The sequence below is a fragment of the Shewanella sp. MM_2022_3 genome (assembly GCF_022557375.1).
GTDB lineage: Bacteria > Pseudomonadota > Gammaproteobacteria > Enterobacterales > Shewanellaceae > Shewanella > Shewanella xiamenensis.
Genome location: NZ_JAKZGV010000013.1, coordinates 73,111 through 87,771 on the forward strand (window position 1 = coordinate 73,111; position 14,661 = coordinate 87,771).

12 protein-coding genes are annotated in these 14,661 nt (G+C 41.5%); 5 read left to right on the forward strand and 7 right to left on the reverse strand.

What is annotated here, in order from left to right:
- Positions 1–42 precede the first annotated feature (42 nt).
- From MMG82_RS09895 to MMG82_RS09905, 3 genes are all read left to right on the forward strand, one after another.
- Positions 43–1,368, forward strand: coding sequence for a 6-hydroxymethylpterin diphosphokinase MptE-like protein (locus MMG82_RS09895; RefSeq protein WP_241406804.1), 1,326 nt, complete (start codon positions 43–45; stop codon positions 1,366–1,368).
- Positions 1,368–1,649 carry a hypothetical protein gene (locus MMG82_RS09900; RefSeq protein WP_169547806.1) on the forward strand — a complete coding sequence of 94 codons (282 nt, stop codon included), beginning with the start codon at positions 1,368–1,370 and terminating at the stop codon, positions 1,647–1,649. Before MMG82_RS09895 ends, MMG82_RS09900 begins: the two co-directional genes overlap by 1 nt.
- Positions 1,650–1,716: 67 nt before the next feature.
- Positions 1,717–2,577, forward strand: a complete 861-nt coding sequence (locus tag MMG82_RS09905; protein ID WP_047534002.1) for an N-acetylneuraminate synthase family protein — start codon at positions 1,717–1,719, stop codon at positions 2,575–2,577.
- Positions 2,578–2,634: 57 nt separating this feature from the next.
- Here the strand turns inward: MMG82_RS09905 and MMG82_RS09910 are convergent, their stop codons facing one another.
- The 5 genes from MMG82_RS09910 to MMG82_RS09930 are packed head-to-tail and all read right to left on the reverse strand — an operon-like array spanning position 2,635 to position 8,530.
- The gene (locus MMG82_RS09910) at positions 2,635–3,852 is read right to left on the reverse strand and encodes an ATP-grasp domain-containing protein (protein ID WP_052183957.1); all 1,218 of its coding nucleotides are present in this window, start codon (positions 3,850–3,852) and stop codon (positions 2,635–2,637) included.
- Positions 3,842–4,597, reverse strand: coding sequence for a 3-oxoacyl-ACP reductase family protein (locus MMG82_RS09915; RefSeq protein ID WP_047534004.1), 756 nt, complete (start codon positions 4,595–4,597; stop codon positions 3,842–3,844). The genes MMG82_RS09910 and MMG82_RS09915 overlap by 11 nt, the downstream gene beginning before the upstream one ends.
- Entirely contained in the window at positions 4,598–6,376 is a 1,779-nt protein-coding gene (locus tag MMG82_RS09920; protein WP_047534006.1) for a 1-deoxy-D-xylulose-5-phosphate synthase, read from the reverse strand.
- A 15-nt stretch (positions 6,377–6,391) separates the two neighbouring features.
- The gene (locus tag MMG82_RS09925; protein ID WP_047534008.1) at positions 6,392–7,597 is read right to left on the reverse strand and encodes a class I SAM-dependent methyltransferase; all 1,206 of its coding nucleotides are present in this window, start codon (positions 7,595–7,597) and stop codon (positions 6,392–6,394) included.
- Between the two features lie 21 nt (positions 7,598–7,618).
- Positions 7,619–8,530 (reverse strand): class I SAM-dependent methyltransferase, encoded by a 912-nt coding sequence (locus MMG82_RS09930; RefSeq protein WP_144344723.1) that lies wholly within the window; start codon positions 8,528–8,530, stop codon positions 7,619–7,621.
- A gap of 206 nt (positions 8,531–8,736) precedes the next feature.
- Here MMG82_RS09930 and MMG82_RS09935 point away from each other — a divergent pair, with 206 nt between their 5' ends.
- Together MMG82_RS09935 and MMG82_RS09940 are read left to right on the forward strand one after the other, a co-directional pair.
- The gene (locus MMG82_RS09935; protein WP_144344724.1) at positions 8,737–10,653 is read left to right on the forward strand and encodes a glycoside hydrolase; all 1,917 of its coding nucleotides are present in this window, start codon (positions 8,737–8,739) and stop codon (positions 10,651–10,653) included.
- Positions 10,650–12,374 carry a glycosyltransferase family protein gene (locus tag MMG82_RS09940; RefSeq protein WP_241406805.1) on the forward strand — a complete coding sequence of 575 codons (1,725 nt, stop codon included), beginning with the start codon at positions 10,650–10,652 and terminating at the stop codon, positions 12,372–12,374. Before MMG82_RS09935 ends, MMG82_RS09940 begins: the two co-directional genes overlap by 4 nt.
- A 15-nt stretch (positions 12,375–12,389) precedes the next feature.
- Here MMG82_RS09940 and pseC read toward each other — a convergent pair whose 3' ends face one another.
- Together pseC and pseB are read right to left on the reverse strand one after the other, a co-directional pair.
- Positions 12,390–13,535: a UDP-4-amino-4,6-dideoxy-N-acetyl-beta-L-altrosamine transaminase gene (gene pseC / locus MMG82_RS09945; RefSeq protein WP_047534017.1), complete on the reverse strand. Its 1,146-nt coding sequence runs from the start codon at positions 13,533–13,535 to the stop codon at positions 12,390–12,392.
- Positions 13,532–14,527, reverse strand: a complete 996-nt coding sequence (gene pseB / locus MMG82_RS09950; RefSeq protein ID WP_047534019.1) for a UDP-N-acetylglucosamine 4,6-dehydratase (inverting) — start codon at positions 14,525–14,527, stop codon at positions 13,532–13,534. Before pseB ends, pseC begins: the two co-directional genes overlap by 4 nt.
- Positions 14,528–14,661: the final 134 nt, after the last annotated feature.

The window sequence follows — 14,661 nt, forward strand, 5'->3', positions numbered from 1 at the left end:
TGATGTCGGTAATATCAACACGAAAGCTTCCGAGGAAACGGAATGACTGAACTATTTGCCACTAATCTGAGTATTATTGCTAAACGCTGGCCAATTGTGGCTGCTGCGATAAAAAGCCAATCAATTGACCATCTTGATGCACACTTAGTCCAAGGCCAAAACCAAACTATCAGTGTTAATGGCATTCAGCTCAGCAGTCGCCATGACCGCATCGCTGAAGCACAGCTGTTTATTAGTACCCTTCCCTCAAATGTTCACCAAGTCACGGTTTATGGCGTGGGTATGGGTGATGTGCCGAGTCTATTAACGGATAATCCGCAATATCAAAAAATCGAAGCTTGCATTTTAAACTTAGCCGTATTCGCGTTACTGCTTTGTTATACCGATCAGCGGGAATGGCTAAGTCATCCGAATGTGGTATTAAATGCGATGCCCAGTGCCACGCTGCAATTTCCGAATGTTGCCATTACCCCAGATCTCAATCTCGTCAGTGATGACAATGCCACACTGAGGGATCTCTTGGTGATGGAGCTTAATCGTGATTTCACCAATCGACACCATCAAATCGATGATCCTGAGATCCTTAAGCGCTTTGCCGATAATCAGGTGTTTATTACTAATGATCCCGATGCTGCCCATTTAACGAAAAGCTACAATCCATACAAAGCAATTGTTATAGGCTCAGGTCCGTCTTTAGAAGAACATTATGCTTATCTTAAGCAGTTGAGTTTAAGCCCATCGAGACCCTTATTGATTGCTGCGGATACGGCTTTACGTGGTTTACTTCATCATCAGATTAAGCCTGATATCGTGGTCTGTATTGACGGTTTAATTTCCTCCTATCATTTGCCTTTGTCAGAAACCCAAGAAATCAATCTTGTGTATTTTCCTCGAGTAGCACCCGAAGTATTAGCCCATTGGTTAGGGCCAAGATTTGTGGCTTATGGCACGAGCAAAATTTACGACAGCATGTCCCAGCTGAACCCCAAGCTGAGGCTGTTTACAAATGGCAGTGTGATTCACCCAGCAATTGATTTAGCCGTTAAGTTACATGCTAAGGAAATCACACTATTAGGCTGTGACTTTTGTTACTGCAATAATAAAAGTCATGCTTTTTGGAATGATTATCCATTTGAAAGCAAGGACAAATCTGAAAAAATATGGGTTGAAGCTGTGATACAAAAGGTGAGAGAAGCAAAACATTGGTTGATTAATGGTAAAGGTCAACGGATTGCTACTGATCTAAATCTTCGCGCTTATTTACGACATTTAGAACGCTATATTGCTAAACATCCACAGGTAAAGTTTTACCAAGCCAGTTTATCGGGCGCGAAGATCCGCGGTTCGCAATATAAGGAGCTGATTTAATGTTGTCTAAACCACATAATTCGCCAAAACCTTCACCAAAACAGTCCCTTGAAGACATGCTTTGCCAAGCGGCCCACTCCTTCCGTTTAGGCAAGGAAGCTCAGGCATCAGTGGAATTTCGTTTATGTCTCGATTCAATAGAGAAACATCACCCCGAGCTGATGCAATTACCCTCGTTTCAGCAAATGCTGGCGCCAATGCTACAAGCTCAGGAGCAACACGATTGGCTTAATCTTGCTGATTACTTAGAGTATGAGCTCATTGCCCTTGTCAGTCGCTAAAACGCTAATTTAAAGCTTCCCTGTCATTTGCCGTTAATACGTTATCAACACCATTGTGTGAGCCACTATGACTAAACATTCCCCTGTCTTTATCGCCGAAGTTTCTAGTAACCATCATAGAGACTTACAGCGTTGCATAGAATTTATCAAAACAGCCGCTGAAATAGGTTGTGATGCCGTTAAGTTTCAACTGTTTAAAATTGAAGAACTGTTTGCACCTGAGATTCTATCTAAGAGTGAAATGCATCGTAAACGTAAACAATGGGAGTTACCAGTCAGTTTTCTGCCCCAACTCAAGCAATCCTGCGAAGAATACGGTATTCAGTTTTCTTGTACCCCGTTTTATCTCGACGCAGTAGCTGAGCTTGAACCCTTTGTGGATTTCTACAAGATCGCATCCTATGAATTACTTTGGGACGACCTACTCGCGGCCTGCGCGAAAACAGGAAAACCAATTGTGATTTCAGCGGGCATGGCTAATTTTGAGGAAATTGATCATGCGATTAATGTGTTACAAAATGCTGGCTGTCAGGATATTACATTATTACACTGTGTATCAGCCTATCCGACGCCAAAAGCAGATTGTAACTTAGCTGTGCTTGGGCGTTTCCGTGAACGCTACAACATTAAAGTGGGTTGGTCTGATCACTCTGTTTCATCGGCTGTGATTCGCCGCGCCGTTAATCGTTGGTTAGCTGATTGTATTGAGTTCCATATTGACCTAGACAAACAGGGCGCAGAATATGCTGCAGGCCACTGTTGGTTACCAGAACAAATGCAACTTGTCATAAATGAATGCAGAGAAGCGCAACTACTTGATGGCAGACCGGATAAAGTATTAGCGCCCAGTGAAGCACCTGATCGAGATTGGCGTGCAGATCCAATAGATGGGTTACGACCATTAAAGCATATTCGCTCACATTTTTAGAAATGTTGTAGTATCGAATAACACTGGATATGAAATCCTGTGTTATTCATCACATGGTTAACAAACTTCAAATACAATCGTTTTGTAAACCCAAGCTATTCGCATCTCTAACTCTTCAAAAGAATCTGCAATTACAATAAATACACCAGCCCTATCCGAATGACTGCAAATTGGTCTTATTATTTCATCAAAATTGACAAAAAACTCTAACTTTTTGACGAAGTTCTGAGATTTAACTTGTTCAATCCCGTGAATAGCGACCAGTTGACCTTCCTTAGGGAAAAAGTAACGGTTGGCAACAAATTGGTTTTGCTTTGGTACTAATGTATCAAAATTAGGCGGTATATCTAACGCAATTTCTAGCGCTGTTTGAACATAGTTCACGCCTAAACCTAACGGAACAAGACTTTCTGAAAAATCACCTCCGCTTAATCTAGTAGCGACTTCAATAACTTTTGGCCCCGAAGAGGTATAAACAATATCTCCTTTTATCACACCACTTCTAATTTCTAATGCTTTGGCAACATCACCAATTAATCGCTCAATCTCACTTCGCTGCTGTTGCGATAAACGACTCGGTTGCCAACCACCATTTTCAATAATATATGGAGCAAAAACATCCAACATTTCATAATTACGGTCAACAAATCCAATAGTATGTCCTTTCCCTTGATAAAATAAGGTTTCAGTACTGATCTGTGGACCTTCTAGATATTCTTCAATGATGAGCTGACCACTAAATGACTCTTGAAGAGAACATCGGTATAAAGTTTCTAAATCAACCCCCTCCTTTAACAAGAACACACCTCTGGCTCCGGAGCGATCAACTGGTTTAAGAACGAGTGGAAACCCTCGTTCGACAACTAACTCACACAGATGCTCAAAGCTATCCACTGCAGAAAACCAAGGAATCGCAATACCCTTTTCAGCAAAACATTCCTTCATCAATAGTTTATTGGTTGCAATCTTGGCAGCCTTTAGCGGAATACAAGGAACAGACAGATATTCTGCAAGAGCGGAAACATATTGCGAAATATCACTTCCCATTACAGCAACACCATGCACAGGGATATTTAACTCATCGACAAATGCTTTTAGTGCAGGTAAATCCCTTGTACTAACGACGGCATATTGATCAGCCATTAAAAAGCCTGGGGACTTAGGGTTACCATCAACAACGATAACATGATGCCCCATCGCCTTTGCCGTTTTGATTGCAAAGATTTGATCTGAGCTAGCGCCTAAAAGCAATAGATTCTTGGCTTTAGTTATCAAGAATTGCTCCTCCACTCACTGCCAGTATTTGCCCTGTCATATACTGTTGCTCATCCGAGGCCAAAAATACACAAGCATCTGAAATATCTTCAATTCTTCCGGCTCTTTTTAGCAAAGTCATATCTATGACCTTAACTCCTGCAGGCGAATCAATTTCATCAGCGGTCTGATCAGTACGAATTAGTCCAGGAGCAACAGCATTAACAAGAATATTGTGTTCTGCTCCATAACGAGCAAGTATTTTAGTTAAACTATTTAAACCTGCCTTTGATACAGCATAATGCACTGTCTTAGGACCATGATACTGGCCTGCTACAGAGGATATGTTGATAATCCGGCCACCACCAGCGGCTTTCATTAGTGGAAAAATCTCTTGGCAACACATAAAAGGACCTTTTAGATTAGTACCCATTATCATATCCCAAGCTTCATCCGTTATTTCATCAAACCAACCTCTTTGATTAATGCCAGCATTATTTACCAAAATATCGATACGACCAAATTCAAGTTGTGATTTCTGTATTAGATATTGAATCTCATCACGCTTTGTAATATCTGCACGAATAGCGATAACTTTACATCCAAAGTTTTTAAGCTTATTAACAACGTTCGTTGCAGCTTCACTATTGGTATTATAATTAATGATGACGTCAGCACCTTCTTTCGCAAACGCTTCCGCAATACCAGCACCGATTCCTCTTGAAGCGCCCGTGATAAGTGCTACTTTTCCTGTGAGTCTGCCCACTCATTTATCCTCTTGATATTCTGTCCAACGCTGCTGGATTTGCATAATTATTTGTTGAGCAGTTATACCCGCTTCATCACTACATTCTTGCTTACTTCCAGGGCGAATAAAACGATCAATAATGCCACTTCTAAAGACTCGGAAATTGACATCAGAATCACTGAAACTTTCAAGTAATAAGGAGCCAAACCCACCCGCTAATATACTCTCTTCGAGAGTGATGATGTCCATACCAGAAACTAATAATTCAAGAATCTCATTTGAAGGAAACGGCTTAATAGTCTGTACACAGATAATACCAAATGTCCTACCCAATTTAGCTAAACGTGATTTTAACTCCCAAGCTTTAGCTAATGTATTTCCAAGACAAATAACAAAGCCATCTTCTCCCATAGCAGCCACAGACAGGCCGCGCTGAAGGACTCCAGACAGCGGCTCAGGTATAATTAAAGGCTCATAAGGATGTAAAATAACCATAGGTCCCATTGGGTTCTCTAATCGTTTTTCTAACAACCTTTGAGCTTCTGCACTATTTATAGGATATTCCAGTTGCATATTCGGGAATGATTTTAAGTATGGAATATCATACACTCCATGATGAGTGGAACCATCATAACCAGCAAAGCCAGCCCTAACACCTAACACTGTAATAGGTAAATTCATATAACAAGCATCGTGTAATAACTGGTCAAATGCTCTTTGCATAAAAGTGGTTTGCATACATACCACGGGTTTTAACCCTTCCAGAGCCATACCACAAGCCATTCCAACAGCGTGTTGCTCTGCCATTCCAACATCAATTACGCGATCAGGAAACTGCATAGACAAATAATCTAAAGACGATGCATAAGGTGTGGCAGGTGTAATAACATTAATTTTAGTATCTAATGTCATTAATTCTGCTAATTTTTCGGCCAAAACCACAGCAAAAGTCTTACCCGAAATGGTTGGTGATGCCCCCAGTCCAGATACTGCATCGAAAGGCATTGAAAAATGCATTTTATAAGGATGAGTTGCAGCACAGGCTAAACCTTTACCTTTCTCGGTTTTAACATGTACAACTGTTGGCTGACCTAGTGACTTGGCATGATTAAGCGCAAAAACAACATCTTCTGAACAATGACCATTTTGAACGCCAATATAGTTGTAACCTAGACTTTCAAAAAAATGTTGAGATTTCTTATGCCAATCAACACCAGTGGTAAGCTGCCTTAATCCGCCAATTGATGGTGCGATAGCCATCTCATTATCATTTACAACTATCACAAGTTTAGAGTTCTTATCTACGCTACCAAAGTTGAGAGCTTCAAATGCCATGCCTTCAACCAAAGAACCGTCACCAATAATGACAACTGTATAATGATCTGTTTTTTTAGTTTTTAATGCCGCAGCAATACCTGTTGCTAATGATATTGAGGTTCCAGCATGCGAGGCATCAATGATATCGTGCTCGCTTTCCTCTCTTGCAATAAAACGACTCATTCCCTTATAGGTATTTAAAGATTCGAACTTTTTTCTCCGACCAGTAATCAATTTATGAGTATACCCTTGATGACCAGTATCAAAAATAATTTTGTCAACAGGCGAGTCAAATACATAATGGATTGCAATAGTCAACTCAATGACGGACAGATTTGCTCCAATATGTCCTCCAGTAGTGGAAATCTTGTCAATTAAAAAACGGCGGATTTTATCTGCTTCTAAATCAAGAGCCTTAATTGGTAAATTTTTAAGCTCAATAGTCGAGTTTATAAATTTAAGTTCATCATTAACTAGCATAAAAAATCCTTAAATTTAACGAATAGGTTTTATACAAACCAAAACAGTATTAGTACCATAAGGATCTGCATCATCATGTATAATGCCAGCCTTAATACCAATTACCTTAATAACGTGAAAATACTGCCCCGTCAATTTAAGGAGATAATCTAAATTATACTCAACTAAGTGACAGGAATTAACTGGAATATGACCATAACTATTTTGTGGTGTACTGAGAATTAACATACCACCAGGCTTGATGATACGTAGCAACTCTTTGAGACAAGCGTCTTCTGGTACATGTTCCAATGTTTCAAAACATGTAACACCATCATAACTATTATCATCAAATGACATATTAGTTATATCTTCAACAAAAAATTCTACGTTTTGTTGAGATGAATTCTGCCTAGCAAAATTGACACTTTCCGCATCTAAATCAGCTCCATGTACCAAGGATACTGAAGATGACATCATGCGAACACCATAGCCATCAGCACAAGCAATATCCAAAACCCTCATGTTCTTTTTAAGATATTTAAGTGCTATTTGATAGTGATAACCTAGTCTATCGCCACTAGCAATCCGATGGCTATTAACTTCTTGGCGTGGGATCTCATAGATAGGTTGCGCCAATTGCCTACATTCATTTAAATACTCATCAGAATATTGAGGCAAGACTTTCAAGTGTTCAAACTTATAATCATAACGATTCAGTTCAAAATACGTTTTAGGATGAACATGAAATTTAGCCAACTCAGGAGTAGTGAGAAGATTCGCAAGCTCACGAAGAGCTCCGACTCGAAAAATCTCAGAACTAAAATGAACAGGAAAATCAGCTGGTAACTTAATGCAATCGAGATTTTTTTGTTGTGCAATGGTTAACATTTGTTGGCTAAGATTAAAATCAAAACAGAAATGGATTCCGTCCACACGAACAATGTAATCATCATCTGTTAGCTCAATTGATGCTGCTATCATACGTTTAAGTGGGCTTTCATCAAATCCGTAAAATGCCTTCAAACGTTTATCAGCAATAATTTCCACAACCTTATTTAACTCACCATCACGATCAAATTCTGGAGCAACTAGGCATAATTGAGCATCAGGGAATGCGGCTAATGCATGTCTAATTGTTCTAACAACGGCGATTTCACCATTCACTAGCCCCATGCAAATATCCCGTCCTCCAGCCCATGAACGAGAGCTTGCTTGGATCAATATTTTAACATTACTCATAGATATCCCTAATTATTTTCTCTAGATTTTCTTTGCAAACAGAACGACTTCACGTCCCATCCCTACAGAAGCAAGTGCCTGATAAAACTTTCGCTTAACCTGATTATTACCAGAGCGTAATAGTTGAGTATCAAATCTCATCCGCTTTTTATGGCAAGCACGTCCAAGCTGAGGGGAATCAACATAATTATCCCCCATCAGTAAAAACATATCGATGGGAAAAGTCGTCTCCTGCAGCACAACCTCAAACCCTTGAGAGATCAGCAACTTGCCCAAGGTCTCAAAGCTAAAATAATTAAGATGATGCGGTGGAGCGACCCACCAAGGACTATATCCCTCATACGTTCGCAGCGCTTCTTGAAAAGGATTGTAGTCATTTGGAACAACAACACACAATATACCACCTTGTACCAGAGACTCTCTAAAAAGTGATACCATTTCCATTGGATTAGGGATGTGCTCAAGAACGGCATTTGCATGAATTGCATCAAATTTCCCTAGAGAAATCGCGGTCTTATGATTAAAGAAATTCTCAACGACTTCAACCCCTAGACCTCTTGCGTGTTCACAGGCTTGAGCAGATGGTTCAACCCCCATCGATTTCCAACCCCGCTTCTGACCATAACTCACAAAATATCCAGGACCAGAACCTACATCTAATATGCGTCGCGCCGTAGCAGGCAAATACTCTTCAAAAGTATCATAACGGTCGGAATACACTGCGTTCCACCAATTTTTATCCTCTTCTGTTTCTTGGAGAAATAGAGGTTTATCTAGAGTGTAGTATTCATGCCGATAGATTTTTTCAAGCTCAGCTAACGTTGGCAGAGGATGGATGTGTTTAAATCCACACATTTGACATTCAATCACTTGGAACCCATTGATCTCGTCAACGAGATATCCCATATGTTGTTCAGATGTTTTTTGATGCATCTCGGTTCCTCAGATAGATAATGTCAGTAAGTTGGCGTTTCAAAGAATAGCAAATTTTAAGCCAATTAATATGACGTTGTAACAACCTACTGATAACTGCTAAGATTTTAGTCGTGGGTCAGTAACTTGTTATACATCTACTGCATTTGTAATTTTTGAACTTAACTATCTCATTTAGCCAATTAATAACTAAGGTGTATGCGAAAATGCCTAAGGTTCAACCCGTCGCACTATATACAGTGTTCCATTTAAACTTGGCCTTTTCCTCCATTGAAAATGAACAACATGCCGAAGTCATTCGCAAATGCTATTGGCCACTCCTACAGATAGCGCAAAAAGGTATTCCTGTTGGAATTGAAATGACGGCCTATACCTTAGAAGCTGTTCAACAGGTTGACCCTCTGTGGGTACAGGAATTCAAACTATTGCTCCAACAAGGAATGTGCGAACTTATCGCCAGCGGTGATAGCCAAATTATTGGGCCTTTGGTTCCTGCAAAAGTCAATCAGGCTAACCTCCGTCTCGGTCAGGATACCTATCACAGCTTGCTTGGGGTGCATCCTCAAATTGCTTATATCAATGAGCAAGCCGTTTCAGCAGGGCTCTTAGATGTTTATATCGACCAAGGTTTTGAAGCTGTAGTGGTGGAATGGGATAATCCCTACTCCCATAATCCAAACTGGTCCAACACACTGTTAGACAGGCCACAGAGTTTACAAGCCGCAAGTGGTAGAACAATTAAGGTGATTTGGAACCACGCAATCGCTTTTCAAAAGTTCCAGCGTTATGTTCATGGTGAATTAACACTCGAAGATTATCTGCACTATCTCGTTAAAATCTTCAAACCTGGCATGCTGGCCTTTCCTGTTTATGGCAGTGATGCCGAAGTGTTCGACTTTCGTCCCGGGCGCTATCAAACTGAGACGGATCACGTTGAAGGAGAATGGCAGCGGATTACCACCCTTTTTAACACTCTTGCAGAGATGGATAACTATTGTTGGCAATTGCCTCAACACATTCTTAAGTTTTGGCAAGAATCAAATGCGGTCGAAATCACCAATGCAGAGCATCCGGTTTCAGTCAAAAAACAAGCTAAATATAATGTTAGCCGCTGGGGATTAAGTGGTCGTAATGACCTCCTACTCAACAGTCTATGCTATCAACGATTCACCATACTCGCACATAATCCACATGCAACAGAGCAAGACTGGCGAAACTTATGCCGTATGTGGGCAAGCGATCTGCGTACCCATCTCACCGCAAAACGCTATCAGCAACTTAACTTGGTTGCTAATCCTGCTAATGCGCCAGTATTTGCGCCTTGGGAAGCACAAGAAGATATTCGGATTGAGTACGATACACAAAGACGTCGTTTGCATATTCGTACCCCTAAGGTACACCTCAGCCTAAATGGTAACCGAGGATTGGCTATTGATAAATTAGCCTTTAAGTCCCACGACTTTGAACCTGTCCTCGGTACCTTATCCCATGGTTACTTCGACCATATTAGTTATGGTGCTGATTTCTACTCGAATCATTTGTTGATGGAACGATTTCGTGCACGTGATCGTGTCACCGATCTCAATCGAGTAAATTATGAATTGGGCTGCGCAGAGGGCAATTTAGTGATTTATTGCCGTCAATCATTAAAAAGTGGCGCCATCATTAAATGGTACCGTATCGAGCATGAATCTTTACACACTGGCCTTTTTTTTGAGGACAAGCAGCGCCCTGAAGCCTCAATCCGACTCAGTTATCTGACCTTACTCGGCTGTGATAATAGAGCTTGGTACCAGACCAATCTCGGTGGTGTTCAGGAAGAGTTTTTTCAAATACAAGAGGATATGGACCAAGGTTCTCCTGTATCTTCAATTGTTTCGGCAAATAGCGCCATTGGTGCTACTGCTGGCCAAATTCGGTTTGGCAGCGGCCAATGTGGCGTGCGATTAACTTGGGATCCCGCCAATTGTGCTGCACTCCCCATGATTTCGAGTAAAAAAATAGATGATAAATACCTTAATCGATTATGGTTTTCGTTAGCAGAAGCCGATGAGACACTCAAGGAAGGTGGCAATTTACTCGATTTCAATCTCTGCATTACCCCTGAGAGTATTAATCTATGACCAAAATACTCGCCATCATTGGCGCACGCCTTAACTCTAGTCGCTTAGCTGGTAAACATTTGCTACCACTTGCTTGTGATGCCGCAGGTAATACTCTTCCTATTATTGGCCATATTTTAAGGCGCCTAAAGACGTGTAGCACAATTAGCGCAATAGAACTTGCCACAACTGCAGATGAGTTCAACCAACCCCTAATCAATTGGGCACAAGAAAACCAGCTAACCTGTGTCCCCTTTGAAGGTAATGTTAATGATCTGATGGGCAGGCTTGATAGGATCATCCAGCGACAACAACCTGATTATATCGTGTATATCTGTGGTGATTGCCCACTTATAGACCCCAATTTTATCGATCACGCTCTGCGAGCCCTGAAAGCCTCAGATAAAGACACTATCACACTCAAAGAAGGGATCATTTCACTCCATGAAGGGATGGGGTTTTATACTAAAGCTGGCTGGAATAGGTTGATGGCCGTTAGTGATTGTGTAATGTCACGGGAGCATGTGGGATATGGTGATAAATTAAGACCTGTATTAACAAAACTATATATCGATGACAGCGGTAATTATGGAAAAATTACCCATCGTATTTCAGTAGATACCCATGCTGACTATCGCTTTATGGTTGAAGTCTATCGCCGATGGTATGTAAATAATCCAACGGAAACAGTTGTCAGTTTAGAGTGGGTACAAGAAGAGTTACTAAAAGATTCTGCTCTGTTCGCCATAAATGCCCATGTACAACAAAAAGCTGCTAACAAAAACTATGCTAAGGCTAGTATCTATTGTCATCTGGGGCCTCAAATAGGTTTAGGACATTTCAAGCGCTCAGAATTAATTGCCAATGCATTGCAGGAGCATTTAAGCCTAGGAGTAAATATTCACGCTTATAGCGAAGCTGGGCAACGATTAGACTCAAGCTCAAAAGTAGTGTGGCATGAGGATGAGCAAGCATTGCTCAGCGCATTAACCGAAGACCAAAATCCATTAGTACTACTTGATTTTCATCCTAACTTTATCGACTTAGAATCATTTGCCAATAGGCTAGCAGGGTTAGCTAAGCACGGTGCAAAGCGGATTGGCATCGATAAAATGGCACCATTACTGGATGAACTGGATTGGCTATTTATTCCAAGCTTCAATTGTCCAACCCATCATCCAAAAATATCCGCTGGCTGGAAAAATTATCTCTTTAGCACAATTCCACAAGCGGCTAAGCAAGCACAAATTCTAGTTCTCACGGGGGGTAGCGATGCGTTGGGCTATGGCCGAGAACTCCCAACGATACTGGACTCCATTGGTACTGATTGGCCCATTTTATGGATTCAAGGCCCACTGGCCCCAGCTCCCCAACTGCCCCCCAATTCAGCCATAGTGGTTCAACAAAATCCTGACAACCTTAAAGAGATAATCGCTCAATCAGAGATCATTTTAAGCTGTTATGGCTTATCGCTATTTGAGTCCATTTATGGGAAAGCAGCAACCCTACTTCTTCCCCCCCAACATCTCTGTGATGAAGCCGAACTCATCGCCCTCAATCAAGAGCGCTGTTGTCTAGTGAGCTATTCATTGGAAGAAGCAAAGATGATGTTACAACAACTGCTTACAGAGCCCGAACAAAGAAGGTCTCTCCAGAACCAAGCAACAAGAGTCTTTGAATCACACTTGGGAATACAAGCGCTTATAGATGATATCCGCCACTTATTGGGAGCGGTAAACTAACACTATTGAATTTTCTTACAGTACAGCTAACAAGGTGTTAATAACGCAGGCTTGTTCCTTATCAGTCATCAAAGGATAGAGTGGCAAGGTCAATATCTGTTGATAAAATGCCTCTGCTTGTGGGAAATCACCTTCTTTAAATCCTTGTTTTAAATAGTAAGGTTGAAGATGTACGGGGAAATAATGCACATGCACTTGTACATTTGCAGCTCTCATATCGTTGAATAGCTGCTTTCTTCTTGATGCGTCATTTAGGCGGATAATTTGTAAATGTCTAGCACTTTGAGTATTTGACAAAGGCTCAACCCAGCAAAAGGGTAATCCAATGAGTTCTTTACGATATATAGCGGCTAGTTCATTGCGTTTCAACACAAAAGCACTAAGTCTGCTGATTTGCGACAAACCAAGCGCTGCCTGCAACTCAGTCATCCTATAGTTAAATCCCAAGGCGTGTTGTTCGTAATACCAGTCCCCTTCATCAGGTCTTAACATTTTATCGGGGGCTTTAGTGATACCGTGGCTGCGGTAAAGGGCCATTTTTTCAGCTAATTCTGAGCTGTTTGTCATGGCCATACCGCCTTCGGCGCTGGTGATAATTTTGACGGGGTGAAAGCTAAAAACGGTAATATCAGAGTATTGGCAGCTACCCAAAGGGTATCCATGATAGCTCCCGCCAATCCCATGCGAGGCATCTTCAATGATGTTAAAGCTATATTGTTCAGCAAGAGCAGCGATCGCTGCCATATCACAACTATGACCACATAAATGTACAGGGATAACAACCTTAGGGAGCTTCCCTATCCGAGCAGCTTGTTCTAATTTCATTGCCAATGCATTTGGACAAAGATTACCCGTTAGAGGATCCACATCGACAAAATCAATCTCAGCTCCGCAGTAAAGCGCGCAGTTTGCCGAGGCGACAAAGGTAATTGGAGAAGTCCATACTATATCGTTTGGCCCAACCCCAAGAGCGAGACATGCAATATGTAAGGCAGAAGTCGCACTATTTACTGCTACGCCATAGCGAGCTGAACAATAGGAAGCAACTGCTGACTCAAATGCAGGAAGCTTAGGCCCTTGAGTCAAATAATCAGAATTAAGCACTTCAATCACAGCATCAACATCAGCCTGATTGATGTCTTGTCGGCCATAGGGGATCATGCAACGGTATCCAGTTTAAGAATTTCAGCCTGTGTTAAAAAATGTGGATTAGTGCCAGAATTATATTCAAATCCCATCGGCACAGCCTGCCCCTTCTCTCCTAAAGCATTGGTACAAAAGTCTGTTTCACGCCCAAAAAAACGAATACTTGGCGTGATGACAAAATGATCATCAAATTCAATCGTATGATGGGAATCATCCCCTGGACACATGACCTCATGCATTTTTTCCCCGGGACGAATACCTACAATCTGCTGCTCCAAACTCGGCCCATAGGCTGCGGCAAGATCAGTGATGCGTATGGAAGGTATTTTAGGTACGAAGATCTCCCCGCCCTGCATACGGGAGAAGTTTTTTAAAACAAAATCAACACCATCCTGAAGAGTAATCCAAAAACGTGTCATATCGGGATGGGTAATGGGCAAGGAAGTCGCGCCATTAGCTATCAGTTGTTTAAAGAAAGGCACGACTGAGCCACGTGACCCCACAACATTACCATAGCGAACAGCGGCAAATCGGGTTTTGCCATCTCCCACCACGTTATTAGCGGCAACAAACAGCTTATCGGAGGCCAACTTAGTCGCACCATATAGGTTAATAGGACTCGCGGCTTTGTCTGTTGAGAGGGCGATGACCTTCTTAACATTATTACTGATGGCGGCCCGGATCACATTTTCGGCTCCATGGATATTGGTTTTTATGCATTCCATCGGGTTGTATTCGGCAGCGGGAACCTGTTTAAGTGCGGCGGCATGGATCACAAAATCCACATCTTTAAAGGCTTGCTTTAGGCGATCACCATCGCGCACATCACCGATAAAATAACGCATACATGGCGCGTTAAACACTTGCTGCATCTCATACTGCTTTAATTCATCTCGGGAAAAAATGATCAACCGCTTCGGTTTATACCGTTCGAGAATGGTTTTGGTGTATTTTTGCCCAAATGACCCCGTGCCACCCGTAATCAAAATTGTTTTATTATCAAACATAGAGTTCCCCACTCACGATTTAAACCTTCGATTAGCTACTTGTGACAACGATGAGCCATTTCGTCAACTCTCCAACTCCTACAAGATCCACGCCAAAAATCCTCGTCGGAATAAAATGATCTGAAATGTTATAC